Source organism: Polyangiaceae bacterium, from assembly GCA_016715885.1.
Lineage (GTDB): Bacteria > Myxococcota_A > Polyangia > Polyangiales > Polyangiaceae > Polyangium.
The window spans coordinates 312,298-336,112 of sequence record JADJXL010000001.1; the positions used below are offsets into that span (position 1 = coordinate 312,298).

At 62.9% G+C, this 23,815-nt stretch carries 17 protein-coding genes; 8 read left to right on the top strand and 9 right to left on the bottom strand.

All coding sequences use genetic code 11. The features are described from left to right. Window positions 1-4: 4 nt before the first annotated feature. From IPM54_01450 to IPM54_01465, 4 genes are all read left to right on the top strand, one after another. Window positions 5-3,145 (top strand): efflux RND transporter permease subunit, encoded by a 3,141-nt coding sequence (locus tag IPM54_01450; GenBank protein ID MBK9258483.1) that lies wholly within the window; start codon window positions 5-7, stop codon window positions 3,143-3,145. A 75-nt stretch (window positions 3,146-3,220) separates the two neighbouring features. Further along, window positions 3,221-3,979, top strand: coding sequence for a trehalose-phosphatase (gene otsB, locus IPM54_01455; protein ID MBK9258484.1), 759 nt, complete (start codon window positions 3,221-3,223; stop codon window positions 3,977-3,979). Beyond that, window positions 3,976-4,446 (top strand): MarR family transcriptional regulator, encoded by a 471-nt coding sequence (locus tag IPM54_01460; protein MBK9258485.1) that lies wholly within the window; start codon window positions 3,976-3,978, stop codon window positions 4,444-4,446. The genes otsB and IPM54_01460 overlap by 4 nt, the downstream gene beginning before the upstream one ends. A gap of 490 nt (window positions 4,447-4,936) precedes the next feature. After that, window positions 4,937-5,761 carry a TIGR02452 family protein gene (locus IPM54_01465; GenBank protein MBK9258486.1) on the top strand — a complete coding sequence of 275 codons (825 nt, stop codon included), beginning with the start codon at window positions 4,937-4,939 and terminating at the stop codon, window positions 5,759-5,761. Between the two features lie 52 nt (window positions 5,762-5,813). On the opposite strand, the gene IPM54_01470 is transcribed toward IPM54_01465, so the two are convergent. After that, window positions 5,814-7,361, bottom strand: coding sequence for a peptidoglycan DD-metalloendopeptidase family protein (locus tag IPM54_01470; GenBank protein ID MBK9258487.1), 1,548 nt, complete (start codon window positions 7,359-7,361; stop codon window positions 5,814-5,816). Between the two features lie 1,057 nt (window positions 7,362-8,418). Between IPM54_01470 and IPM54_01475 the strand changes: the two genes are divergently transcribed. Then, window positions 8,419-9,411, top strand: coding sequence for a hypothetical protein (locus IPM54_01475; protein MBK9258488.1), 993 nt, complete (start codon window positions 8,419-8,421; stop codon window positions 9,409-9,411). A gap of 4 nt (window positions 9,412-9,415) precedes the next feature. On the opposite strand, the gene IPM54_01480 is transcribed toward IPM54_01475, so the two are convergent. Genes IPM54_01480 through IPM54_01490 form a run of 3 tightly spaced genes read right to left on the bottom strand, consistent with a single transcriptional unit; the run spans window position 9,416 to window position 12,910 of the window. Further along, window positions 9,416-10,303 carry an SUMF1/EgtB/PvdO family nonheme iron enzyme gene (locus tag IPM54_01480; protein MBK9258489.1) on the bottom strand — a complete coding sequence of 296 codons (888 nt, stop codon included), beginning with the start codon at window positions 10,301-10,303 and terminating at the stop codon, window positions 9,416-9,418. Continuing rightward, window positions 10,269-10,760 carry a DUF488 domain-containing protein gene (locus tag IPM54_01485; GenBank protein ID MBK9258490.1) on the bottom strand — a complete coding sequence of 164 codons (492 nt, stop codon included), beginning with the start codon at window positions 10,758-10,760 and terminating at the stop codon, window positions 10,269-10,271. The genes IPM54_01480 and IPM54_01485 overlap by 35 nt, the downstream gene beginning before the upstream one ends. Before the next feature lie 47 nt (window positions 10,761-10,807). Next, window positions 10,808-12,910 (bottom strand): hypothetical protein, encoded by a 2,103-nt coding sequence (locus IPM54_01490; protein MBK9258491.1) that lies wholly within the window; start codon window positions 12,908-12,910, stop codon window positions 10,808-10,810. Between IPM54_01490 and IPM54_01495 the strand changes: the two genes are divergently transcribed. Then, a complete protein-coding gene (locus tag IPM54_01495; protein ID MBK9258492.1) occupies window positions 12,909-13,151 on the top strand; it encodes a hypothetical protein in 243 nt (80 codons plus the stop codon). The two genes, IPM54_01490 and IPM54_01495, sit on opposite strands and share 2 nt — an antisense overlap. Before the next feature lie 1,240 nt (window positions 13,152-14,391). On the opposite strand, the gene IPM54_01500 is transcribed toward IPM54_01495, so the two are convergent. Beyond that, window positions 14,392-14,607, bottom strand: coding sequence for a hypothetical protein (locus tag IPM54_01500; protein MBK9258493.1), 216 nt, complete (start codon window positions 14,605-14,607; stop codon window positions 14,392-14,394). A gap of 320 nt (window positions 14,608-14,927) precedes the next feature. On the opposite strand from IPM54_01500, the gene IPM54_01505 reads away from it, so the two are divergent. Then, window positions 14,928-17,858, top strand: a complete 2,931-nt coding sequence (locus IPM54_01505) for a PAS domain S-box protein (protein MBK9258494.1) — start codon at window positions 14,928-14,930, stop codon at window positions 17,856-17,858. Window positions 17,859-18,036: 178 nt separating this feature from the next. Here IPM54_01505 and IPM54_01510 read toward each other — a convergent pair whose 3' ends face one another. Then, complete coding sequence (locus tag IPM54_01510; GenBank protein ID MBK9258495.1) at window positions 18,037-18,618, bottom strand: hypothetical protein; 582 nt, start codon at window positions 18,616-18,618, stop codon at window positions 18,037-18,039. A gap of 110 nt (window positions 18,619-18,728) precedes the next feature. Then, window positions 18,729-19,784, bottom strand: coding sequence for a DHH family phosphoesterase (locus IPM54_01515; GenBank protein MBK9258496.1), 1,056 nt, complete (start codon window positions 19,782-19,784; stop codon window positions 18,729-18,731). 54 nt (window positions 19,785-19,838) lie between these two features. Here IPM54_01515 and IPM54_01520 point away from each other — a divergent pair, with 54 nt between their 5' ends. Then, window positions 19,839-20,816, top strand: coding sequence for a hypothetical protein (locus tag IPM54_01520; protein MBK9258497.1), 978 nt, complete (start codon window positions 19,839-19,841; stop codon window positions 20,814-20,816). 10 nt (window positions 20,817-20,826) lie between these two features. Here IPM54_01520 and IPM54_01525 read toward each other — a convergent pair whose 3' ends face one another. Together IPM54_01525 and IPM54_01530 are read right to left on the bottom strand one after the other, a co-directional pair. Next, window positions 20,827-21,801: an STAS domain-containing protein gene (locus IPM54_01525; GenBank protein ID MBK9258498.1), complete on the bottom strand. Its 975-nt coding sequence runs from the start codon at window positions 21,799-21,801 to the stop codon at window positions 20,827-20,829. 227 nt (window positions 21,802-22,028) lie between these two features. After that, the gene (locus IPM54_01530) at window positions 22,029-23,441 is read right to left on the bottom strand and encodes a M20/M25/M40 family metallo-hydrolase (protein MBK9258499.1); all 1,413 of its coding nucleotides are present in this window, start codon (window positions 23,439-23,441) and stop codon (window positions 22,029-22,031) included. Between the last annotated feature and the right edge of the window lie 374 nt (window positions 23,442-23,815).

A 23,815-nucleotide genomic window follows, 5' to 3' on the forward strand; every position in this document is an offset into this window, starting at 1 on the left:
CCTGATGCTGTCGAAAATCGTCCTCGCTTCCATTCGCTTGCGGACGATGATGCTCGTCCTGCTCGTCCTGCTCTTCGGTGCGGGCGCCGTCGCCGTCAAAAAGCTCCCCATCGACGCGATGCCGGACGTGTCGACCATTCAGGTATCCGTACTCACGTCCGCAAAGGGCCTCTCGGCCGTCGAAGTCGAGCGAACGGTCACGATTCCCGTCGAGAATGCGCTGAACGGCGTTCCCGGTGGCATCGAGCTGCGAAGCGTATCGCGTGGAGGTTTGTCCGCGGTCACCGTCGTCTTCAACGACGCAACCGACGTCTGGTTTGCCCGCCAATTGGTGCTCGAACGCGTCCGCGCCGTAGAGCGCGAATTGCCCGCGTCCGCGGAAACGCCCGAGCTGGGTCCGGTTTCGTCGGGGCTCGGCGAAATCTTCCAATTCGTGGTTCGCAGCGAACAACATTCGCCCATGCAGCTTCGCACGCTGCTCGATTGGGAAATCGTCCCGAAGCTCCGAAGCGTCCCCGGCGTCATCGAAGTGAACACGATGGGCGGCGAGCTGAAGCAATTTCAGGTCATCGTCGACCGCGCGCGGCTCGAGGCGCACCACATGAGCGTGCAAGACGTCATCGAAGCCTTGCGCGCGGCAAACGTCAACGTGGGCGGAGGCTACTTGGAGCGCCGTGAGGAGTCGTTCACGGTGCGAGGCCAAGGCATGCTCCAAAACGAGCAGGACATTGCCGACGTCGTCCTGCGCGCGGGCGCCGATGGTGCGCCGGTGCTCGTCAAGCACGTGGCCGACGTGGAGATCGGTGCGGCGCTTCGTTATGGCGTCATCACGCACGGCGGCGAGCGTGAAGCCGTCACCGGCATCGTCATGATGCTGCTCGGCGCAAACAGCCGCGAAGTCGTGTCGGCCGTCGGCACCCGTGTCGACGAAATCCGTGGACAGCTTCCCCCCGGCGTGACGCTCGACACCGTGTACGATCGCGCCGATTTCGTCGGGCGCACCATTGGTACCGTCCTGAAAAACCTCGCCGAAGGCGTCCTCGTCGTCACCATCGTCCTCGCGCTTTTCCTGGGAACGCTCCGCGGCGCGCTCGCCGTCGTGCTCGGCATTCCCGCATCCATGACCATCGCGCTCCTCGGAATGCATGCCTTCGGCGTCACCGGTGACCTCATGTCCCTCGGCGCCATCGACTTCGGATTCCTCGTCGACGGCCCCATCGTCATGCTCGAAGCCGTCATCGCCGTCGTTGCCGGCAAAAAGCTCGCGGGCGACGCGCGCGCTCGCGCCTATGCCGAAGCCGCGCAAAACGTGGCGCGCCCCGTCGCATTCGCCGTCGCCATCATCATGCTCGTCTACGTGCCGCTCCTCTTTTTGGAAGGCATCGAAGGCAAGATGTTCCGCCCCATGGCCTTGACCATGGCGTGCGCCCTCTTCGGCGCGCTCGTGTATTCGCTCGTGTTTTTCCCGGCCGTCCTCGTCACGCTCGTCCCGCCCGCTTCCGGCCACGGCCCGCGGTGGATGGAATGGATCACCGCGTACTACGAACGAAACGTCAAGCGCCTCGTCGCATGGCGATGGCCCCTCGTCGGCGCATCCGCCATCGCGCTCGTCGTCACGGGCATGGTCTTCGCCAAGTCAGGCGCCGAATTCGTCCCGCGCATTTTCGAAGGCGACGCCGTCGTCACCATTCGGCGTGCACCGAGCATTTCGCTCGAACAAGCCCTCGAGCTCGACTTCAAAGCGGAAAAAGTCCTGCACGAGTTCCCCGAGGTCGTCACGACGCTCGGAATGACCGGCCGCGCCGAAGTCGCCATCGATCCGGTGGGCAACGACAACACCGACATCCTCGTACGGTTGCGACCACCGAAAGAATGGAAAACGGCGGACAACTTCGACGACCTGTCGGCCGCCTTCAAGGATGCCATCGAGTCCAAGGTGCCAGGCACTTTTGTCTCCGTGTCGCAGCCCATCGAAGACCGGACGAACGAAATGATCAGCGGCTCGCGTGCCGACGTGTCCATCAAGATCGTCGGCACCGACGTCGAGGAGCTCGCCACGGTCGCCGATCAAATTGGCAACCGCATGAAGACCATCCGCGGCTCGGGCGACGTGCGCGTCGAACGCATTCTCGGGCAACCGGTCATCAGTGCAACGGCCGATCGGGCGCGCATGGCCAAGTACGGCGTCAAAGTCGAAGACGCATTCACGGTCATCGCGGCCGCACGCAAGGGCGTCCGCGTCGGCGACATCTACGAAGACCAACGCAAATTCGAATTGCGCGTGCTCAACCCCCTGCGCGAGCCCACGGCCGCCGCGCTCGGCGAGCTCTTCGTGGAAACCTCGAACGGCAAGAGCGTACCTTTGCGCGAGGTCGTCAAGCTGACCGAAGGTGACGGCGTAAGCTCCATCCGCCGTCAGGACCGCGAACGCACCGTCCGCGTCGACGTCAACCTACGCGGCCGGGACCTCATTTCCTGGGTCGCCGAGGCCAAGGAAGTGCTCGCGCGCGACGTTCCCTTGAAGACCGGTTATCGCGTCGAATGGGGCGGCCAATTCGAAAACTTCGAGCGAGCCCAAGCGCGCCTTGCGATCCTCGTCCCCGTCGTCGTCGCCATCATCTTCGGCATGCTCCTCTGGATGTTCCAAAATGTCCGGCTTGCCCTGTCCGTCTTCGTCATGGTCCCCCTCTCGCTCATCGGCGGCATGCTCGGCCTTCTTGCGCGCGGATTGCCGTTCAGTTTGTCCGCGGCGGTCGGCTTCATTGCCCTCGGTGGTGTCGCCGTCCTCAACGGTGTCGTGCTTGCCAGCGAAGTTCGCACGCGCCTTCTTGCTCGCCAACCGCTCGATGTCGCCGTCACCTCGGGCGCCGTTGCCGTCGTGCGCGCCGTGCTCACCACCGCAGCCGTCGCAGCTTTCGGATTCATGCCCATGGCCCTTGCCACCAGCGCCGGCGCCGAAGTCCAAAGGCCGCTCGCCACCGCCGTCATTTTCGGCATGTTCCTCGGCACCATCCTCACGCTCGCCGTCCTTCCGGGCGTCTTGCGCATCGCGCTTGCCGGCGATCGCCTCGAAGGACGCGCCGCCGATCCATCTCGAGCCGATGCCGATCCTGCCCCCGCCGCAGCGCGTTCCGCCGCACGCTGACGTCGTTCGTTGGCGCCCTCGCCACGAAATGCTCACAAATCCAAGCATCATCTGCTATGACCGGCGCATCACCCCATGAAACGAATACTTGCGGCGAACAATTGCGACGTCCTGGCGCAGTTCGCCTGGGCGCAGGCACTCATTGCGTTCGACTTCGACGGGACCCTCGCGCCCATCGTCGAAGACCGCGACCGCGCCTTCATGCGACCTCGCACCCGCATGCTCCTCGAACGAGTCGTCGACCTTTACCCGACGGCCATCATCTCCGGCCGGAGCTGCGCTGATGTCGTCGCCAGGCTCGATGGAGTTCCCGTCAAGCACATCGTCGGCAACCATGGCCTCGAGCCTGCCGGGTCGATGGACGCGTTCGAGCGCGAGGTTTCGGCGATGGTCCCCGTGCTTCACGCATTGCTCGATCACGAGCAAGGTGTGGACATCGAGAACAAGCGGTATTCGCTGGCCATTCATTACCGTCGAGCGCGGCGCAAGAAGGACGTGCGGGCGGTCATCTTCGCCGCCATTGCGCAATTACAAACGCCCCCGCGCGTGACGCTCGGCAAGCTCGTCATCAACGTCATTCCGGCCAATGCGCCGCACAAGGGCGACGCGCTCGTTCGATTACGTGACCAGGAACGAGCCGACGTTGCGCTCTACGTGGGGGACGACGTGACCGACGAAGACGTCTTCGAGCTCGACCAGCCGGGCCGATTGCTTTGCATACGCGTGGGCAATTCGCGCAAATCGGCCGCGCCTTGGTATTTGCGTGATCAACAGGAGATGGATTTGCTCTTGGAGAAGCTGGTCGAGCTGCGAGCGCGGGGGCGAACGGCGTGACACACGAAAAAAAGGTCGAACGGCTTCCTTTGCCTCCGGCGCTCGATTTTCTCCAAGGCGTCTGGCGTCTCAACCATGCGCTCGAAAAAGCATCCATGCGTATGGAAGCGACGCTTGGGGTCACGGCGCAGCAGCGGCTCATTCTTCGCTGTGTGGGCAAGTATCCGGGGATGACGTCGGGCCAGCTTGCGTCGATGTTGCACCTTGATCCGGGCACCGTTTCCACGTCGCTTGGCAGGCTCGAGCGCAAGGGGTTGCTCGATCGCAGGCAGGATCATCGAGACAAGCGTCGGGTCATCTTGGGATTGACCGCGGCGGGTCGTGCTTTGGACAAGCCCATGGCGGAGACCATCGAGCACACGGTCGATCGATTGCTTGCGACGGAGGATCCGCACGACATTGCGGTGACGCGCCGGGTGCTCGATCGATTGGCGGAGTTATTGGCGGAGGAGGGGGAGGTGGCGTGAGTGCTCGAGGCTGATGCCTGCACCCTGTGCTTCGACAAAATCGTAATACTTCACACGCCCGTCGCGCTGCGATCGTCACGAGCGAGCGTTTTTATCCATCCCCGCATGCCGAAATCGTTTCCAACAGTCTTCCGCGACCGTTTCTGCATGCCGAAATCGTTTCCAACAGCCCTCCGCGACCGTTTCTGCATGCCGAAATCGTCTCCAACAGCCTTCCGTGCACGTTTCTGCATGCCGAAATCGTCACCAACAGTCTTCCGCGACCGTTTCTGCATGACAGGATCGTTTCCAACGGCCTTCGGTGCACGTTTCTGCATGACGGGATCGTCTCCAACAGCCTTCCGTGCACGTTTCTGCATGCCGAAATCGTTTCCAACTGCCTTCCGTGCACGTTTCTGCATGCAGGGATCCATTTTCCGGCATGCGCGTGCACATCTCCGACCGTATTTGCTTGTGCGAAACGCCGCGTCACGCTTGAATCGGCCGCATCATGAGCGTTCATCATAGTGCACAACAGATCCTCGACGTCATCGCGCAGGGGGGATACACGACGTCCGCCGGCAAGTGGGTCGACATTCGCGCGCTGCAGGCAGCGGCCGCAGCGGGAACGGAGCTCTTTCGGCCCGCAGATCTGGAAGCTTTGTTCGTGGCCAAAGCTGGGACGGGCAATGCTCCGCGCGTCGATGTCGTGGATGCAACGACGCAGGACGCCGCTCGAACGCTCGCGAAAGAGCCTGGCGGTGTCGTGCTTTTGAATTTTGCGTCGGCGAAGAACCCGGGCGGTGGATTTTTGGGCGGCGCGCGAGCTCAAGAAGAGGAGGTCTGTCGGTGCAGCGGACTTTATCACGTGCTCTTGACGAAGCCCGAATATTACGAAACGAATAGGGCCGAGCGGTCCGCGCTGTACACCGATTGCATGATTTATTCGCGCGATGTACCGTTCTTTCGGACGAGCGCCAAGGCGGAATGGCTGGATGAGCCCTTCGTCGCGTCGGTCATGACGGCTCCGGCACCGAATGCAGGCGCGCTGATGCAACAAAAGGACAAGGAGGGTGCATCGAAATTGCGCGAGACGTTCGAGCGTCGGTGGAGGAACGTGCTTTTGGTCGCTGCGGCGCGAGGGCATCGCACGGTGCTGCTGGGAGCTTGGGGCTGCGGGGCTTTCCGGAATGATCCGAACGTCGCAGCGAGCACCGTGGCGCCATGGCTGACGTCGCCTCGGTTTGCCGGATGCTTCGACAAGGTGGTTTTTGCGATTCCGGATGGCGGCAGGAGTGGGGACAACTTGGTGGCGTTTCGGCGACACTTTGGGTAGCGCGATCCATGTCGTCGATGTGCGACGTGAATGGATGCGCGAGGTCGAAAAGCTACCGGCGCTTTCTCCTCGCCACGGCGCTTGCGATTGCTGCGCCGATGAATGCTGCCATGGGCGTCGTGCCGTCATTCTGTTGCCCGGCGAATCGGCAATTGCAGCTTCCGCCATTGTCGGTGGAACCGGGATCCTGCGCGCTGCCGCCTTCGCCTGCCGAGCCGCCGGAGTTGCCGCTGCTGCCGTTCGAGCCGCCGCTGCCTGTTGCGCCGCCTTCGCCTGCCGCGCCACCGCTGCCGCTTGCGCCGCCTTCGCCGCCAGCGCCGCTGCTGCTGCTCGATGCATTGCCGCCGCCGATGCGAGTGAACCGGACGGCATCGAAGACGAGCGCGCGCTTCAATGAAAATGCCTCGCCCGTGTTATCGTTCAATCTCACGCTTTGACTGCCTCCCTGAGCGAACGCGAAGGTTCCCAAGGGCACCCACCCGTCCGATGCGCTTTGGTCGACGACTTTTTCAGTGGTCGTCCCCGCGTGCGTGACGAAGTATTTGGCTTGTTTGCTTCCTGCGGAACCAGGCTCCACATAGACGTCGACGTCGTATTCGCCGGCTTCGTCGAAGGTCGCTTTCCAAATGACGTAATTGTCGGGCATCGCGGCATCGACCGCGTGCGTCCAGATATGCGAGCCGTCATGGCCACCATTGCCGGCGTACCAGTATTGCGGGTTGCCGGCTTTGGCTGCGCACAAATCAGTATCGTCGATGGTGCGACCCATGGGCGGAACGTTTTCGCAAACGGGACAATCTTGCGGGCAGGATGCATTCGTCTCGTTGCCGGTGCAGAACCCATCGCCGCAGACGACTTGGCCGGCGTTCGTCGACGTAATGACTTGGTTCTTGGCAAGGTTTTCTGCGCCATCGAGCGGTTCTGGCACGACGGCATTGCCACCGTACGAGCCGCCGGTGCCGCTGCCGCCGACCATGCTGTCGCGGTGAATGACCCAATGCAGGTGCGGCGTGGAAAAACTCCCGCACGAAAGCGTACCTTGGCATGATTGCCCGAGCCGTCCGAGCATTTGCCCTTGCGTGACCGTCGCGCCGTCGACGATGGCCACGTCGATGGAATCGAGGTGCGCATAGAGGCTATGATAAACGTGTCCATCGCCGAGGTCGTGTTGCAGGATGACGCGCAAGCCGTAGTTGGCCCATCCTGCCGTTGCCCAACCGGCGCGTACGACCTTGCCTGCGAGGGGGGCCGAGACGGGTTCGCCTTTGCCGGCATTGGGCTTGTCGTCGTAAATCAGATCGAGCGCATAATAATCGTTGGCTTTGCAGCATGCATTCGTATCGGCATGGAGGCTGGACCCGCCGGATGGGCTGTATGCCGAAAGCAGTCGGATATGGCTGCCTGCGGGGAAGGGCAGATACAGCTTGACGCCGGGCGGGAATGCAACGGCTCCGGCGATGGGCGTGGTGAGCGCGTCCGCGGTGGTGGAGACGAAGAGTACCATGATGGCCATGACGAGCCGAGCCCAGATGCTGGCGAAACCGGCGCTTCGTTTTTTGCGGGAGCCGCTCGAACCATTGGCGATGTAGAATCGAAGCATATGAAAACCTCCTCGGTTTTCCGCCACGCTACGGCGTTCCTGCGGGGGGTCAACGGAGAAAATGCGTTGCCGAGGACGCGTGGAAGTCTTGTCAAGGAGAAGCCGAGCGGGCGATTATCGCGACGAGGGGGGACGAGCAGCGGTCAGCCGCGCGAAGCCTTTTCATTTCGCACGGGAGCCGGGGGGGGGGGGGGGGGGGGGGGGGGGGGGCGGGGGGGGGGGGGGGGGCGGGGGGGGGGGGGGTGGGGCCGGGGGCGCCCCCCGCCCCCCGGGCCCGGGGCCCCCCGGCGGGGCGGGGGCGGGCGGGGCGCCGGCCCCCCGCGGGGGGGGGGGGGGGGGGGGGGGGGGGGGGGGATTTTGGGGGGGGGGGGGGGGGGGGGGGTTTTGGGGGGGGGGGGGGGGGGGGGGGCGGGGGGGGGGGGGGGGGGGGGGGGGGGGGGAGGGGGGCGGGGGGGGGGGGGGGGGGGGGGGGGGGGGGGGGGGGGGGGGGGGGGGGGGGGGGCGGCCCCGCGCCGCCCCCGGGGGGCGCGGGGGTGGGGGGGCGGCGGGGGGGGCGGCGGCCGGGGGGGGGGGGGGGGGGGGGGGGGGGGGCGGGGGGGGGGGGGCGGGGGGGGGGGGCGGCGGGGGGCCGCCGCGGGCGGGGGCGCGGGCGGGGGGGCCGGGGCCCCCGCCCCCCGCCCCGGGGCCGCCCCGGCGGGGGGGGGCCCGGGGGCGCGGGGGGGCAGGGGGGGCGCGGCGCGGGCGGGCCCCCGCCGGGCCGGGCCGCCCGCCCGGGGGCGGGGGCGCGGGGGGGCCCGGGGGGCCGGGCGGGGCGCGGCCGGGGGGGCGGCCCCGGGGCCGCCCCGGGGGCCCCCCGCCCGCGGGGGCCGGCCCCCCCCCGGGCGGGGGGGGCCCCCGGGGCCCCCGGGCGGGGGGCCCCGCGGCCCCGCCCCGGGGGGGCGCACGGGCCCCCCCCCCGGGGGGGAAACGCCCCCCCCCCCGGGCCACCCCGCCCCCCCCGCGCGGCCCCGGGCGCCGGGCCGCGCGCGGCCCCGCGAGGTTTGGCATAGTGCCCGCGATGCAAAAGCTCCTCGCCGTCTTCGTTCTCCCTCTTCTCGTCGCTTCATGCGGAGGTTCGGCGGCAAGCAGTTCGTCACCCGATACGCCCGCGGACAAATCCGCTGCGGCGTCCGATGACAACGTCGCCAAGGGACCCATTTCGTTCGTGTTCGCGTGGAAGATGCCTTGCCGCGTGCCGGTGGAACAGGTCGAGACGAAGAAGGGGCACACTGTGCGGCTTCGTTACATGTTGAGTGCGAAGCCGGGGCCCGAAGGAAACATCGACGTGGACCTCGGCGACTTCGAGTTCCTGGAGATGGACGGGCAGGATTTGACGACGCCGAAGATGCAAGCCGAGCTTGCGCCGGCTTTGGCGCTCACGACCATGATGCCGACGATGGTGGTTTCGCCCGAAGGTGACTACGTTCGCGTGCGTGGGTTGGAGGCACTGGTGGATAGAGTGGTCGCGCACATGGGCAAAGGAATGGATAAGCAAAAAAAGGCAAAACTCGCGACGATGATGCGTTCGCCGAGGATCTTGCAAATGGTGCAGGCAAAAAGCGGCGACTATTGGAATGGTTGGGTGGGTGCATGGACAGGGCTGGAACTGGCTGCGTCCGCGTCACGCGAAGGCGACGACGTGATGGACGTTGGCGGGGTAGAGATTCCAGTGCGCCTCAGGTACGAAAATCACGGTCCGGTGAAGGGAACACCGGGGTTTTATCGCGTATCGCTGAGCTCGACGATGGCGGGTAATTCGGCGAGCACGGGGGTTTTGGCGCTGATGCGATCGATTTTGCAAGACGCAGGGTCCGACATGCCAACGGACGTGCAAGTCGATCACGTGAGTATCGTGAACAAGGTGGAGGTGGTGACAGAACCGGCGACGCTCCTGCCGCATCGCGCGCGGCGCGAAAGGACGATGGAGCTGGTGATGGCGGGGGATCGCAAAAAGCGCGTGGAAGTGCGCGAAGAGACGTTCGACTGGAAGCATGCCGAGGGATGTCGCTGAGCGCTCATTCGGGGATGTTCGAGCAGCAGCGAAACCCTGTGGAATAATCGTGATAATCGGGCGCGTGGGTTGCGGTCGCATAGGTGCAACCTTTGCCATGTTCGCCTTGGGAGCTGAAATAGCCGCCCATGAAGACTCCACTGCCGTCGGCGCCGAGCAATTTGGGGCCGTGTTCGAGGGGTACTTCATCGAGCAGGCGCATGGAGACGTCGTCGGCGACCCATTCATGGAGGTTGCCGACCATGTCGTAAATGCCGTAATCGTTGACGCAGGTCGCGTATTCGCCGGATGTTGCTAGAAACCCGGGCTGCTTGTGCAATCGCGGGCTGTTGTAATGGTTGAGGTACGTGTACGGGACGCCGACGCCGAACAAGTGCTGCATCAAATGCTTCTTGCCGGTATTGCATTGATTGGGGATTTCCGTTTCGCCGTAGGGATATCGAGTCTTGCTGCTGCCGATGCAGGCGGTGTACCATTCTTTGGCCGAGCAAAGACGTTTTTGGGCAGCCTTGCACGCGCGCGCTGCGTCGGCGCGATTGACGTATCCCTGGGGGGTGATTCCCGCGCGCGAGCGGGCCATGATTTTCACGTTGGGTTTTGGGGTTTCGAAATGAGGGAGCACGACGTCCGGCGCATCGGCTCGGACGAGATGCGCTTCGTACTTGTCGACGCAGTAGTTTGCAACGGGGGCCATTTCGTCAGGGCATGACGAAGCTGCAGCGGGCTTCGTGGGCGCATCGACGGAGGGCGAGGGCGCCGCGGAGGGCGCGCTTTTCGTTGGCTGACGTTCGGCATCTTTGCAGCCGGCGCCGAGCAAGCCGAGCACCAGCGCAATGGTGCACCCGAGCCGGTAGGGCTTATGTGTCGCCGGGACGCTGTCGGGGGCGGCCATGAGTTGACCGAGTGTATCGCGATCGAGGCGTTCTATGTGAGGAAATATCGGGCAAACGCGACGTTCGCTCGCGGACGGGTTGCAGCCGCTGGTTGATGATGTCTCGGAGCACGACGGCCTGGTTGTGAAGCTCGTCCTTGGCGCCGTACACGAGCGTGACCGGACCGCTCTTTGCGCGCTGGGCGATGTCGTTCACGAGGCCCGCCGCAGGCTCTTGGCAAAGCTCGTCGCCATAGCGGGCAACGAACTCGTCCCATCGGTCGGGGTCGTGACCGAACCATCGGCGGAGCTGGTCGCTGGGGGCTACGTCTTTCAACCAGTCGTCAATGGCGAGGTCGTCCTTGCGCACGCCGCGCGGCCAGAGGCGATCCACGAGGACGCGGTAGCCATCGGCGGCTTCGGGGGCATCGTATGCGCGTTTGATGCGTACGGTTGCTGTGGGTTTCGCGTGGGGCATGGGGAGGTCGTGGCGCTTTTGGGAAAAGGTGCCAACCCCTTTGGGGCCTACGCGGCCGGGCCGCGTGCGCGAACCTCGGCTGCCTCCGCCACGAGCATCGATTCAGGCTCTTCACCGCGGAATCGGCGGGTGTCGCCGCCCAGGTGCACGAGCTGCAGCAGGGTGCGCGCGATGTCCGGGAAAAACCTGGGGTGCTGCGCATCTCCACGCACGCGACCAGCCGCGATGGGCACGAGCTCCTCGACGATGACTCGGTAACGCTCGTCCACCTGCAATGCTCGCAGGTCGACCGGATACTCGCCCAAAACGCGGCGACTGCACCGATGAAGACCGCCAATGACGAAGTCACCCTTGGCGACGAGCTCGGCAATCATGGCCGCACACGCACGCTCGCATACCTGACGATCGTTACCTTGGAGGTCCTCGCGCCCGAGCTGCACCGGCTTCAAAATGGGTTGACCACGGCCATCAATGGCGCGGCTCTTGGGGAGGTAACCCATGTCATCGAGCTTGGGCCAGTCACCCGTGATGCTCATGTCGAGCTTGTCAGCGGCCGTGTACGAGCGCGGCGACGGCGCGGGCGCAGGCACCGCGCCAAGCACCGCGTCGATGGCTTCCGCATCGGCCGTGCGGAACTTCGAGGTTGCCCATTGATTGTCCGCATAGCCATTCGCATTGGCCACGACAAACGCAAAGGACCGACGAAGCAATGTCATCACTTTGTCCATGCCGCCGAGCATGGACGCGAGACGCGGTAGCACGCGAGGCAGCGCCGGGATCGTCGGCGTCGTGGAGCTTTCTCGGAGCGCCGCGAGCGCCTTCTGGCCAACCATGCCCGCGTCGGCAAGGCGCAGCCATGCTCGCACGGGATAAAGCGCCGTGTGCGCCTCGAGCCACGCAAGAGCGCTGGGGTTCGGTGACGACGCGGGAAGCGCCGCATCGGCAGGGGCGATCCACGAGGTCTCGCCAGCCTTGGTCATGCGCCGAATCGCCGCAAGCGGGCTCGCGAGCGTCGGAGCGAGCGTGTAGAATCGCTGCGGTTTCAACGCTTCGAGCGCCGCAATGTCGTCGAAACCGACGTGCGTACGGGCCGTGTACTGCGGTCGCGGCGACCCCGACAAGGTGCCAACCTCTTTTTCAGACGTGTCAACGCCAACATCTTGCGATCCCGAAAAGGTGCCAGGCACTTTTTGAGACGTACCCGGAGTCACGCTCTGCGACCGTTCGAGCGTGTCGACGCGCGCAAACACGCCGGGAAGCTCGTCCAGCACAGCAATCACCTCGTGCGGCGGCACCTTGGTCAGCTCCTGGTTGAGCTGATCGGTGAACCGCGCGATCGGCACGGGTGCGCGCATTTGCATGCGTCCGGCGAGCGGTCCGAGGACCCACGCGAGCGCTTGCGCATCGAGCTGGCCGTCCGATTCGAGCACGGGGGCATCCACGGGCGCATCGTGTGCGGCCGCGGCATCAAGCGGGAAGCCGTCGAGCTCGACGAGATGGTACATCAATGCGGCGAGGCGACGGACGCCTTCCACGCCGCCGCGACCATCCGTGCCGGAGCTGCCAAGCACGCCGCGCGCAATGTTTCGGCACGCCCATGCAAAAAGGTCCTCGGCGACGAACTCGGGCGCGACGTGATCCGCCGCGACCGCACGCGCAAAGAGCGACGTGATGCACCCCATGTTCTGCAAACACGCGACGCCCGCGGCTTGCTCGACGCTTCGAGCCCACACCGCCGTGACGGGCTCCTTCGGGCTGCTTTCGTCGAACACCGCCGTCCCCGCGACGTACGGGTACGACCGATACTTCGGCAAAAGGGCGCTCGTCCGAAGGAGCGCTTGCACCTGGGCATCGCGATCGCGGGCGTCGCGTCCCGCAAGGCCTTGCGGATCGCCGAGCAGCACGGCGAGCGTTGCGGGAATGGCTTCGGCCATCTGCGGCCCGAATGCGGTGGTGCCGGTGCAAAGCCAGCCAATGGCGCGTTCGAGGTCCCGGATGGATTCATTGGACGCCGGGCCGAGGTGGACGGGGATGGCCGCGTTGTACCAGGATCCCGCCGAGTAATACGGCGACGCCATTTGACCAAGCTCGCCCCACATGAGCTCGCGTACCGCGGAGAGCGAAAGCATGGGGCCGGGATCGATGGGCATGCGATCCACGTTTTGCCCGCCCGCCATGATGTTGCCGCTCGTACCAAGTCGCTTCGGTCGGCCTCGACGGCATCAAACGCGTGCTGCCCCTCACGTCAACCCCTATGACGAATCCTTCGAAGTCGTCTTGCCCGACGGGCGCACCGTGAGGGCCATCTACGTCGGGACGTGGGTCGTGTCGGTGTGGTGGGGCGGGGAGATGCTGGAGCTATGGGAGGATCGGCCGTACGGGGTGGCGTGACGCCATCACGGCTTCTTCTGTGGCTTCTTGCGCCTTACGGATGCGCTTCGAAAGGTTCGCCATGGCTTGCGAAGGAAGGCCTGGGTCAGCCCGAGCTGCGCTTTCATTCTTCGATCTGGCTGCAAACGCAAGACCGAATGGTTCCAGGCAGTGCCCTGGGAAAAACCGTAATCTTTTTCGCGCCCTTCCAGCGAAGGGGATCCCATCTTTCGCAGAAGACGGTTGCGAATTCGCCCTTCAGCATGTGGCGCGCATTGTTCGGAGTCATTGATACGACTCGATCGACTCGAGTCAGCGAAAACCCCTCTTGCTCGATGACATCGCCAATTGCGCGCGCGGGTGCTCGATCCGCGGAATGCCAAGACGAACCACGATGCGGCCCCCGACGGCATCGCGAACGAGCATGCCGCGTGCCGGCATCCCTTCGGCGGCACGGTCAGGGTCTTCAATGCTTCACGCGAGGTTTGCACCAGTTTCGGGCTCTTCGCAAGTCTTCGCGCATCAGGGCCCAGACGGCTTGCCCTCGTGACCGATCCGTGACGTTGCGGCAAAGGTCTCACTACCAAAGAAATTGACGCGCCTGCCGGCAGCATGAAGGTTCCACGCGATTATGGTCAGCTTTTTCGGCAGCGCCTTTGCTGCCTCGGGATGCCATCATCCAAGGCGCATTTCGCGCGCATTCGACTTCCACGGTCACCGCACAGACGCCGGGCGTCACGGTCTGCTGGAGGGGTGTTATCCGCAGCACAATAACGATCATCGCCCGCGACGACCACCACACCGGGCGAACCCATGAGCGCAAAAAGAGCAGCGATTGTCGATCCTTCGGGGCCGCCCTTGAAGAACGTCACCACTCCTACGGAGGGCTGCCTTCCGAATGGGCCCATCGAGCACGTTTGCGGCGAGCACAGCGGCAGCGCGCATTGAGGCTCCGCATGGGCTGATGTCGATCGTTGGCCCTGGGCTGTTGGCACCGCCATCAAATCCGCCGTCGGACGAATTGAGCACGATGAGCTCGCGTCGATGTTTTCGTATTCAGCAGGGTGCCGAGGCGAGCGAGGAACAATGCGTGCGACCAGGATTGGTCGACCCGCGCGCTTGGTGCTTGGCAAGGCATACGCGCGCTTCTTGAATGACCTGGCTGCATCCGAAAGCGCCTGGGCGGTCCCGCCTTTTTCGATGAACGCACTCCGGTCGCCGAGGCCGCTCACCTGCGATTCTCGATAGAAACCTCCCGAAGCTATCGGATCCAGGACCCGTGAAGGAGCCAACGTTCGGATCGTCGTCCGAGCACACTTGCGACGGCCTCGAAGGCCTTGACATTTTGATCGGTGCGGCCCCCCATCGAGCCTGATTCGTCGGCGTTGACGAGGAAGATCCGGAGCGAATCCTCGATGCGCTCGAAGGTGAAGTCGAGTTTGTCGGTGGAAGAGTGGCCGATGCGAAGGTCAGGCATGGGAAGTTCCTGGTTGAAGGCTTTGGGCTGTGTGATGACGCAAGGATGGCAATGGGTGTGCCACGACGACTCGAAGGTGGAAATGCTCTACCAGTGTTCGATGACCGGCGAAAGAGGTTATCCGTTTGGATAAGTGCTGCGCCTACGCGCTAGCCCCTGCAACGCCTTCCGGAGCTGGCAGATGACCTCGCGAGACGCGTTGCGGATGAAATCGGCTGCCGGGGCCGCTGATGGGTCAGTACGGCGCATGGTTTATGGCCGTTGCGAGGTGGCTCTTCTGATCCATATGTAACGTACCCACTTCTTCCACGGCTGAGGGAATGAGCACGCTGAAACGATCTCGACAGCTTTCCGCTTTCATTCGCGAACGGCAAGCGGCCATTTTGAGCGACTGGGAACATGCCGTGCGTGCGCTGCCGCCCGCGCAGAAGCTCGATCGCCCCGCGCTCTTGGATGACATCCCGGACCTGCTCGTGCGTATCGCCGACATGGCGGATGCGATTGCGCAGGGCAAGCCCCCGGTGATGCCAACAGAGAGTGCCGAGGAGCATGCGCTTCATCGTCTTGGCGAGGGCTTCGACCTGAGCGAGGTCGTTGCGGAGTATGGCGTTTTGCGCGAGTGCGTCTTGCGGCTGTGGGAAAAGGAGCCCGCCGCCCCTGAAGAGCTACCTGTGCTACGCGTGCTCAACCGCGCGATCGACAAGGCCGTTGGCCAATCCGTGCAGCGCTACGTGCAAGCGCGCGATCAAGCCTTGCAGGCGCTCGATCGGGTCTCGACGGCGGCATTCGAGAGCAAAGACCTCGATGACTTTCTTTGGCGACTTCTACATCTACTCGTCGAAACCACGCCCGTCATCGATGCGGCGGCCATTCTCATCAAAGAAGAAAATTGCTTGCGCGTGCGAGCCTCCGTGGGGGCTCGGCAGGACGGCATCGTGGGGCTATCGTTGGCATTACAAGAAACGCTGGCGGGAACCGTGGCGATCGAGCGAAGTCCGCTCTTCGTGGGTACGGGTTCTTCGGAATTGCTCGAGCAGGATCCGATTGCGGGAAAATTGGGGGTACAGGTTCTTTATGCCGTTCCCCTGGTCGACCGTTCGGATGTCGTCGGCGTGGCCATCATGGGGGCTCGTACGGCACACGAGTTTTCGCCTCACGACAAGCGTCTTTTTACCGCAATGGTGAACCGCGCGACGGTCGCCATTTTCCACCACCTGCTACGCGAAGCTGCAGAGACGCGCGCGCGGCGCCAAGAGGCCATCGCACAACTCGGAATTGCCGCGCTGGAAGTGGGCGACGCCGAGCAGCTCACGAATCACGCCCTCGAGCTCGTTGCAAAGACGCTTGCAGCGGACATGGTTGGTCTTTTCGAGGTTTTACCTGGTGGCAAAACACTGCAATTGCGCGCCGGGGTCGGATGGAACGCGGGTATGGTTGGGCGCGTTACGATCGACGCAGGGAAGAGCTCGCAATGCGGATACACGCTCGTCACGGGCGAACCGGTCGTCGTTGAGGATTTGCACACGGAATCTCGATTCAGCGTGCCTGCTTTTCACACGGAGCACGAATCGAAAAGTGGCATGAGTGTCATCATTTATGCACGTGGGCAGGGCAGCACGCCTCATGGGGTTCTTGCCGCGTATACGCGCAGTCGGCGAAGTTTTTCAGCCGATGACGTCCATTCCCTTCAATCCACGGCAAACTTGATTGCACAGGCCATTGCGCGAAGCGACATGGAGCAGTCGCTACGCCGCAGTGAAGAGCGTTTCCGATCCCTGGTGACGGCGTCGTCTTCTGCGGTATGGACCGTCAATGCCGAGGGTCTCGTGGAGGAGCCATCGCCGACTTGGCAGGCGTTCACGGGGCAATCCGACGAGCAATACTGCGGTCGGGGTTGGCTCGACGCCGTTCATCCCGAGGATCGAGCGCGCACGATGGAAGCCTGGGACCGAGCCCATGCGAAGAATGTCATCTACGAAACGGAATATCGAGTTCGCGCACGCACGGGCGAATACCGTTGGATGCTCGTGCGCGGCGCACCCGTCACCGATATCGACGGCACCACGCGCGAATGGATCGGGATGAACATCGACATCACGGACCGCAAGCGCATCGAGGAGCAATTGCAGGTCGTGGCCGCGCAACGTGAAGAGCTCATCGACAACCTGCGCGTGACGACGGAGAGATTGCAGACCCTCATTTCAGGCTCGCCACTTGCCATCATTGCAATGGATGAAAAGGGCAACGTTCAACTTTGGAATCCGGCCGCCGAGCGCCTGTTCGGGTGGACGGAAGAAGATGTGCTCGGTAGGCCAACTCCCACGATTCCAGAGGAATATGCGCGCCAATTTCAAAACAACATGGCAACGCTCCTGCACGCTGGTGAGCCAGTGACGATGGAAGTGACGCGCTTGCGGCGTGATGGTAGTCGCATTGAATTGAGCCTATGGGCAGCCCCAAGACGTGACGCTCATGGAAAGATCGTGGGCACTCTGTCTGTTTGCGCAGACGTTACCGATGCCAAACGAGCCAGGAAGCAAGTCGAGCAAGCGTTGGAGCAGGCGCAACAGGCGGTGCGTACGCGGGAAAATGTGCTCGCGATCGTATCCCACGACCTCAGAAACCCGCTGAACGTCATCAGCTTGAATACCACGCTCCTCATGAATTTGCTGCAAAACGATGCGCGCGCACGCCAGCGCGTGGAAATCATTCAAAGATCCGCGTCACGGATGGCTCGATTGATCGGCGACCTGCTCGATATGGCGAGCATTCAAGTTGGCAAACTTTCGCTCGAGCGGGACATGCACGCGGTCGATACGATGGTGCTCGAAGCCGTGGAAATGCATCAATCGATCGCTGCGGAACGCACCATTCATTTGAACGGAACGGTCAACGTGCCTCGCTCGACGCAGGTGTCGTGTGATCGCGAGCGGGTTCTGCAGGTACTATCGAATTTGCTCGGGAATGCCATTAAATTCAGTAGCCCGGGCAGCACGATTACCGTCAGCGCCGACGGGGAAGCGAGCGCGAAGGAAGTCTTGTTTGCCGTCACCGATCAGGGACCCGGCGTTGCCCCCGAACAATTGGCTCACATCTTCGAACCTTATTGGACGAGTGAGCAGAGCGCACGCAAGGGCACGGGACTCGGGCTCTTCATTGCCAAGGGCATCGTCGACGCTCATGGAGGCCGCATATGGGTCGAGACCAAGGCCGGCGTGGGTACGACGTTTTACTTTACGTTGCCGTATTGAAACCAGGGCAGGACTTGGCACGCTCGCTTCGCGCGCGTGGGACGCGCGCTCGCGAGAGTCTTGTTTACGATGGGGGGCCCGAGGCTCGCCTCCCGGTGCTTTTGCTGGCGCAAAAGCACGGCGAGGCTCGGGCCCCCCCATACCCCCCCGATTTTTTCCTCTCACCAAGCCGTGCGCATCAACCTTTGTTGTTCGCGAGCTTCGTGGATCCTGCTGCTTCGCGTAGCATTTCAATGAGTCGCTCGCGCGCGTCGGCTCGAAGCGGACCCTCCGCTGCGAATTGCACGCGCCCGTCGGCACCAATGAAAAGTACGGTGCTCCTCGTCGCATCGATCCCGAATGCAGATCGAAACCTTCCATCCCAATCGCAATAGATGGCGGACCCTGTTTCGGCGGCTCTTTGACGTATCGTGCGTTCGGCAAGCCCCCGGACGGGCCAATAATCGTATTTGGCCACGTCGGCGACGGCTGCAAATCGAATCGCCTTGCGGGATTCCTTTTCCTGCCGAGACAACCGTTCGAGCTCGTCCTTGAGGACTTGATTCTGTTTTTCCGAAGTTTTGCCCTCGTACAATATCAGAATCGGTTTTTCGTGGGGAAACCGCAAATCGAGCACTCGGCCATCGGGATCCGTCACCCGAGCGCGCACTGCTTTTTCGCCAGGAGTCGGAAGTGCCGCCGCAATGCTCGCCTGCGCAAGCACGATCGCCGTCACCGCAAGCCCCTGCATCCACGAAATTCGGGAAAACCGTAGCCGCATCGAATACCCTCCTCGCACGTTCTCTCGACGCCGCCGACGGATAGCATGGCTCGGTCGATGGGCACGCGCGGATGTCGATGGCCTGGCGAAAATTGTACGGGATTTGCAGCCTACGCCGCCGATGCAATCATTGCCCGCGATTCGATGCGGCGCAATAGTTCATCGAATACGTCCACATCCACGATTCCACCGGTCGCTCGATCGTGCCCCGACGCAAAATCCGGGCCCGCATCCGGCAGAAGCGCTCGCAGCTCGGCGCGCAGATCGAGCGGCTCGTGCGAGCGCACCGAAAAGTGCACGCGTCCAGGCACATAACCACGATTGCCTGCGAGCACGATGCGGTCGTGCAGCTTGCGCGTCCAAGCACTCGCGACGCTGCCATGAATACGACACGGCTCGGCAAATTCAATGATGGCCCACCGTCCCACGATTCGTGGAGCCTTCCGTATGGCGCGTTTCGTGGCTTCCGCGACCTCCTGCTTCAGCTCGTGCAGCCTGCTCGCCGCATTGCCATTGCCTCGCACGATATCGATGGGCCCTCGAGCTTCGACGAGCGCCCGTAGCGCTACGTCTGCCTCGTGCGTGCTCGACCGCCCCGCTGCATTGACGAGCGACACTGCGTCCCGAAGATGCGTCATTTTATGAATAGCCGCAGCGTCCTGCACCAAGGGATGCGTTTTTGCCTTGTCACCCAAATCTCCAATCAAACCAATGGCCCCGAGCCACGCCCTCTCTCGAATGTCCGCGAACGACGAAAAGAGCTCCCAAGCGAGCGCGCTCGTCGAAATGAGCGGCTCCCGGCCAAACGTGCTCACGAATGCTTCCACGTCGGGCGCGTCGTCCGTGTCGATGCGATGGTGATCCACGACAATCGTTGGAATGCGAAAAAGCCGGCCACGTCGCGAACCCGTGTCGAGCACCACGACGAGGCCCGCGCCCGACTCGTCAATGGTGGCGCTGAAAGCCGGATCATGCACATTTTCACCTTTTCGCGGCGTCAGCGGCAAGGTTTGTCCGCCATGCTTTTCGATGGCCGCCATGGCCAACGCTGCCGAGGACGTTCCATCGGCATCGGCGTGATAAACCACCGCAATGGGCGCTCCTTCGGACAATGCGGCACGTAACGACACCAAAGCTCGCTCTGTCGCTTGTTCCCAAATTCGCATGTCCGAATTGTAATCAGCGCTTTCGCCACGTCCGAGCCGACATACGTTGAGGCGATGATTCGCCTCGGATATGCCTGTCTGACCCTGGGAATGCCCGACCCCTCCATGCGCGCTGCGCAGCTCGGTCGCTACCAGAAGGGCTTGGTCGATTTGCCACCGATTTACGAATACAATGCCGAGTATGCTCGCCGGAGCATCGATTATTCCGCGGCGCACGGGCTCTTGGCCTACCGCCTGTCGAGCGACATCTTTCCGCTGCTCGACATTGCCGCAGATGCACGCAACATCGTCCCCGACTTGGGGCCGTTGCGACGCATCGTCAAACGTTCGGGCATGCACGTATCCAACCACCCGAGCCAATTCGTCGTTTTGTCGAGCCCCCATGAAGCCGTCGTCGACAATTCCTTGAAAGTCATGGATGACGCGGGTTGGGTGATGCATTCGATTGGAGCGCGCGGGTCGATTACCATTCACGGCGGAGGCGTATTCGGCGACCGACCGGCTGCGGGAAATAGGCTCGCCCACAACATCGAGCGGCTCACGCCGGCGGCGCGGCAGCTCGTGGCGCTGGAGAACGACGAAAAAAGCTGGACCGTCGTCGATTTGCTCGAAGCCACGGGCGGTAACATTCCCATCGTATTCGACAAATTGCATTGGCAGGCGAATGCACGAAGTGCGCCTTACGAAGTCGAGCTTCGTGAAGCGATTTGCACGTGGCCGAGCGATCGAATGCCGGAATTTCATTACAGCGAGCAAGAAATCGGGAAACCGCGAGGTGCACACGCCGAATGGGTGACGGGCGCCGGGCTGCTCGAATTTCTAGAAGAAATCGAAGCCGCTTCGGAAGGTCGCGAAGTCGTGGTCGTCGTGGAAGCCAAACGAAAGGATCTCGCCATTTCTCGAGCCCTCCTCGAGCTTTCGGCGCAAAAGTGGCGGAGGATGATCGAGCTCGTTCCGAGTTTGGGCATTGCAAACGAGCCGTTTCGGGCATTGCCGAAGTCGGGGCGTCGATTGCGAGAAGCTCGGGCCTGATGGCTGGTCGTTATCGCCGTTTCGACGTCGTCGCCGGCGCTGCACTCGCCGCGCGCATGCAATGCCGAAGCGCTTCGCGAAGCGTCGACAATGTCACGATTTGCGACAAATCAATACCAATTTGAACCATCGTTTGCGCCACGGCAGGACGAATCCCCGTAATGATGCATTCCGCCCCGATGAGCGCCGCGGCTCTCACCAGTCTGCCAATGTGATCCGCCGTCGACGTGTCGACGACTTCCACACCCGTCAGATCGATGATCGCGTGCGTCGCGCCTTTTTGCGTAATGCTATCAAGCAGCCGCTCCATCGTCTCCGCGGCTCGCTGGCTGTCCATCACACCGAAGAGCGGCAGCGTCAGCACGCCTTCCCATACTTCGATGATGGGCGTCGACAGCGCCTTGATCGCCTCGTCTTGCTTTGCGATCAATTCGAGTTTCTCGCGAAGCTCCTGCTCCGCTTTGGCCCGCTCCTCGACTTCACGACGCACCCGTTCGAGCGCCACGGCGAGGTCCGTTTTCGTTGCGTTCTCCGAATGAAACAGTTCGCCGATCCGATCCTCGACCGTGGTCGGCGAAGGCCGAACGACGAATTCATCACACGGATCACCCTTGGTAAAATACGCCGTTTGCTCCGCCCAGCAAGCCTTTACACCGAAATGACGCTGGAAATACGCTGCCAATTTTCCCGCGACGAACGGCGCACCCCAGGTGACACCGAGCGCGCGTTGCGCAATCGATTCCCAGTTGTTGTAGACTCGCACGCGCGCCTCCTGCGCGTCCTTGTCCACCGAAACCAGCTCCCAGCGGCCCCAACCCGCCGCCGCCGCTATCTTCGAAAGCGCAACGAATCCCTCCTCGAACGTCGGCGCCGATGATATCACGCCCCAATCGCCATCGATGCTATCCCGACCACCTTGCTGCATCCCGAGCTGAAAGCGTTCGGTTCCCACCATCCGCTGTACCGTTGACAAAAACCCCGCCATCGTGCTTTCGATCCACGCCGTCATCACCGGCGCACCAGCCCACAAACAAAGTCCTTCATCCTCTCGCCACTCGATATCGAGTCCGGCGACATGAATCTTCGGGTTCATCAAGGCCTCACTGCTACTAGAGCTTCCGTCCGAGACGTAACATTTGGGTTGGCCCTGTGTCTACTAGAATTTGCAGGCGTATCCACAGAAATCTGGAACACGTTCCGAACCGAGGGGCATCACGGCCGCGTCAATCGATGGATCAGAAGCGCGGCGCGTTTGGTGACCAGCGGCAGGGACGTGAGGTCCACGGTTTCTCCGGGCGCATGCGAGCCGTCGCCCGAGGGGCCCAGGCCTGCAAGCGAGGCCACGAATGGCGCGACGAACGATACGTCGGCGGCGCCGCGTTTGCCAGGATCGATGACGTCGACCGGGCCAAAGCCAAGGTCGCGGCTCACGCCCTGAAGCTCGCGGAGCAGCGCGAAGTTGCCTTCGGTCGGCGCCATGGGAGGGTAACCGTCCTCGAATACGATTTCCGCCGAAGTTTGCGGCAAGTTTTTCTTGACAATCGCGCGCATGCGCTCCTTGGTCCGCTCGAGCTGCTCCATGGTCAGCGTGCGCAAATCACCGGTGACCGATGCCGTTTGTGCAATGATGTTGGACTTGCCCGATGCAGCCGCTTGCCCGCGCTGTTCGTCGGCGATGTTGCCGCCCACGATGAGGCCGGCGTTGAACGTGAGATACTTTTCGCCTCGAAGCTCGTCATAAAACGTGTGCAGGATGCGCGACGCCTCGTAAATGGCTCCGGCGCCCGCGTCGTTGGAAAAAATGACCGACGAGTGCCCGGGTTTGCCTCGCACTTGCAGTTTCCACGACGTGCTCCCGCGGCGCGCGACGGTGGCGCTGTTCGGGCCGCCAACGCCTTGCTCGAATTCGAGCGCCGCGTCGCTGCGCCGCGCAGCTTCCACCAGATCCCTACGCGCCAACTCGACCGGATCGCCCGCGCTTTCTTCGTCGCCCGTGAAAGCCACGATGATTTGCGTTCCATCGAGCACCCCGGCGGCTCCGAGCGCTTTGAGTGCGTATAGAATGGCAATGTCGCCGCCTTTCATGTCGAGCGCCCCAGGGCCCTTCGCCGCGTCCTTCGAGATTCGCTCGAAACGTTGAAATGGATTGTCCTTCTCGAACACCGTATCGAGGTGCCCGATGAGCAGCACGCGCTTGCCGGCCGTTCCTTTGCGTTCGGCGAAGAGATGCCCGGCTCGATTCACCGTGTCCATTGGGATCCATCGCGTTTCGAAACCGATTGCACGAAATTCTTCTGCGAAAACTTCCCCGACCTTGCGCACCCCATCGAAGCTCAACGTACCGCTATTGATGTTCACGACCCGTTCGAGCAGCGCGATCGCTTCGTCGTTGTGCTCGTCGATGTACGATACGATTTTGGTTTCTGCGGCGCTGAGCGGTCGTGGCGTAGCGCTCTCCGCGTCGGGCTCCGTTTGCAGAGCAATCGCGGGCGCTTTGGCCGCATCATTCGGTATGACGTGTCGAGGCGCGCATGCGCAAGCGCAGGCAACGACCAGCAGCGTAGGCCAAGCGAGCAGCGCAGCGAGAGGCGAGCGTTTGCGTGGCGCGACGAGAGGGCTTCTCATGAGGCGGCACCCTAGCCCAAGTGGACCGGGGGCCGCGACCCATTTTATCGACGAACACCACGAGGATATTCAAGAATGACAAACCTTTCGTAGTTCACGCCGCCCGCGTATGGTGCGAAAATATACAAATTAAAAGGACACGCGATGAAGATTGCGTCTGCAATGCGCCCCATGGACAGTCGTATGTCTTTGGCGTACGATGGGTGCATGAACGTGTTCACTTCGAAAATTCGTTGGGCTTTCCTTGGTATTGCCGGTTTTTCCGGTGCTCTGGTCGTTGGGCAAGGGTGCAGCTCGGATCCAACCACGGGGACGTCGTCTTCGTCTTCGGCGTCGAGCAGCAGTGGTGGAGGCGAGGGGGGCGCGAGCAGTTC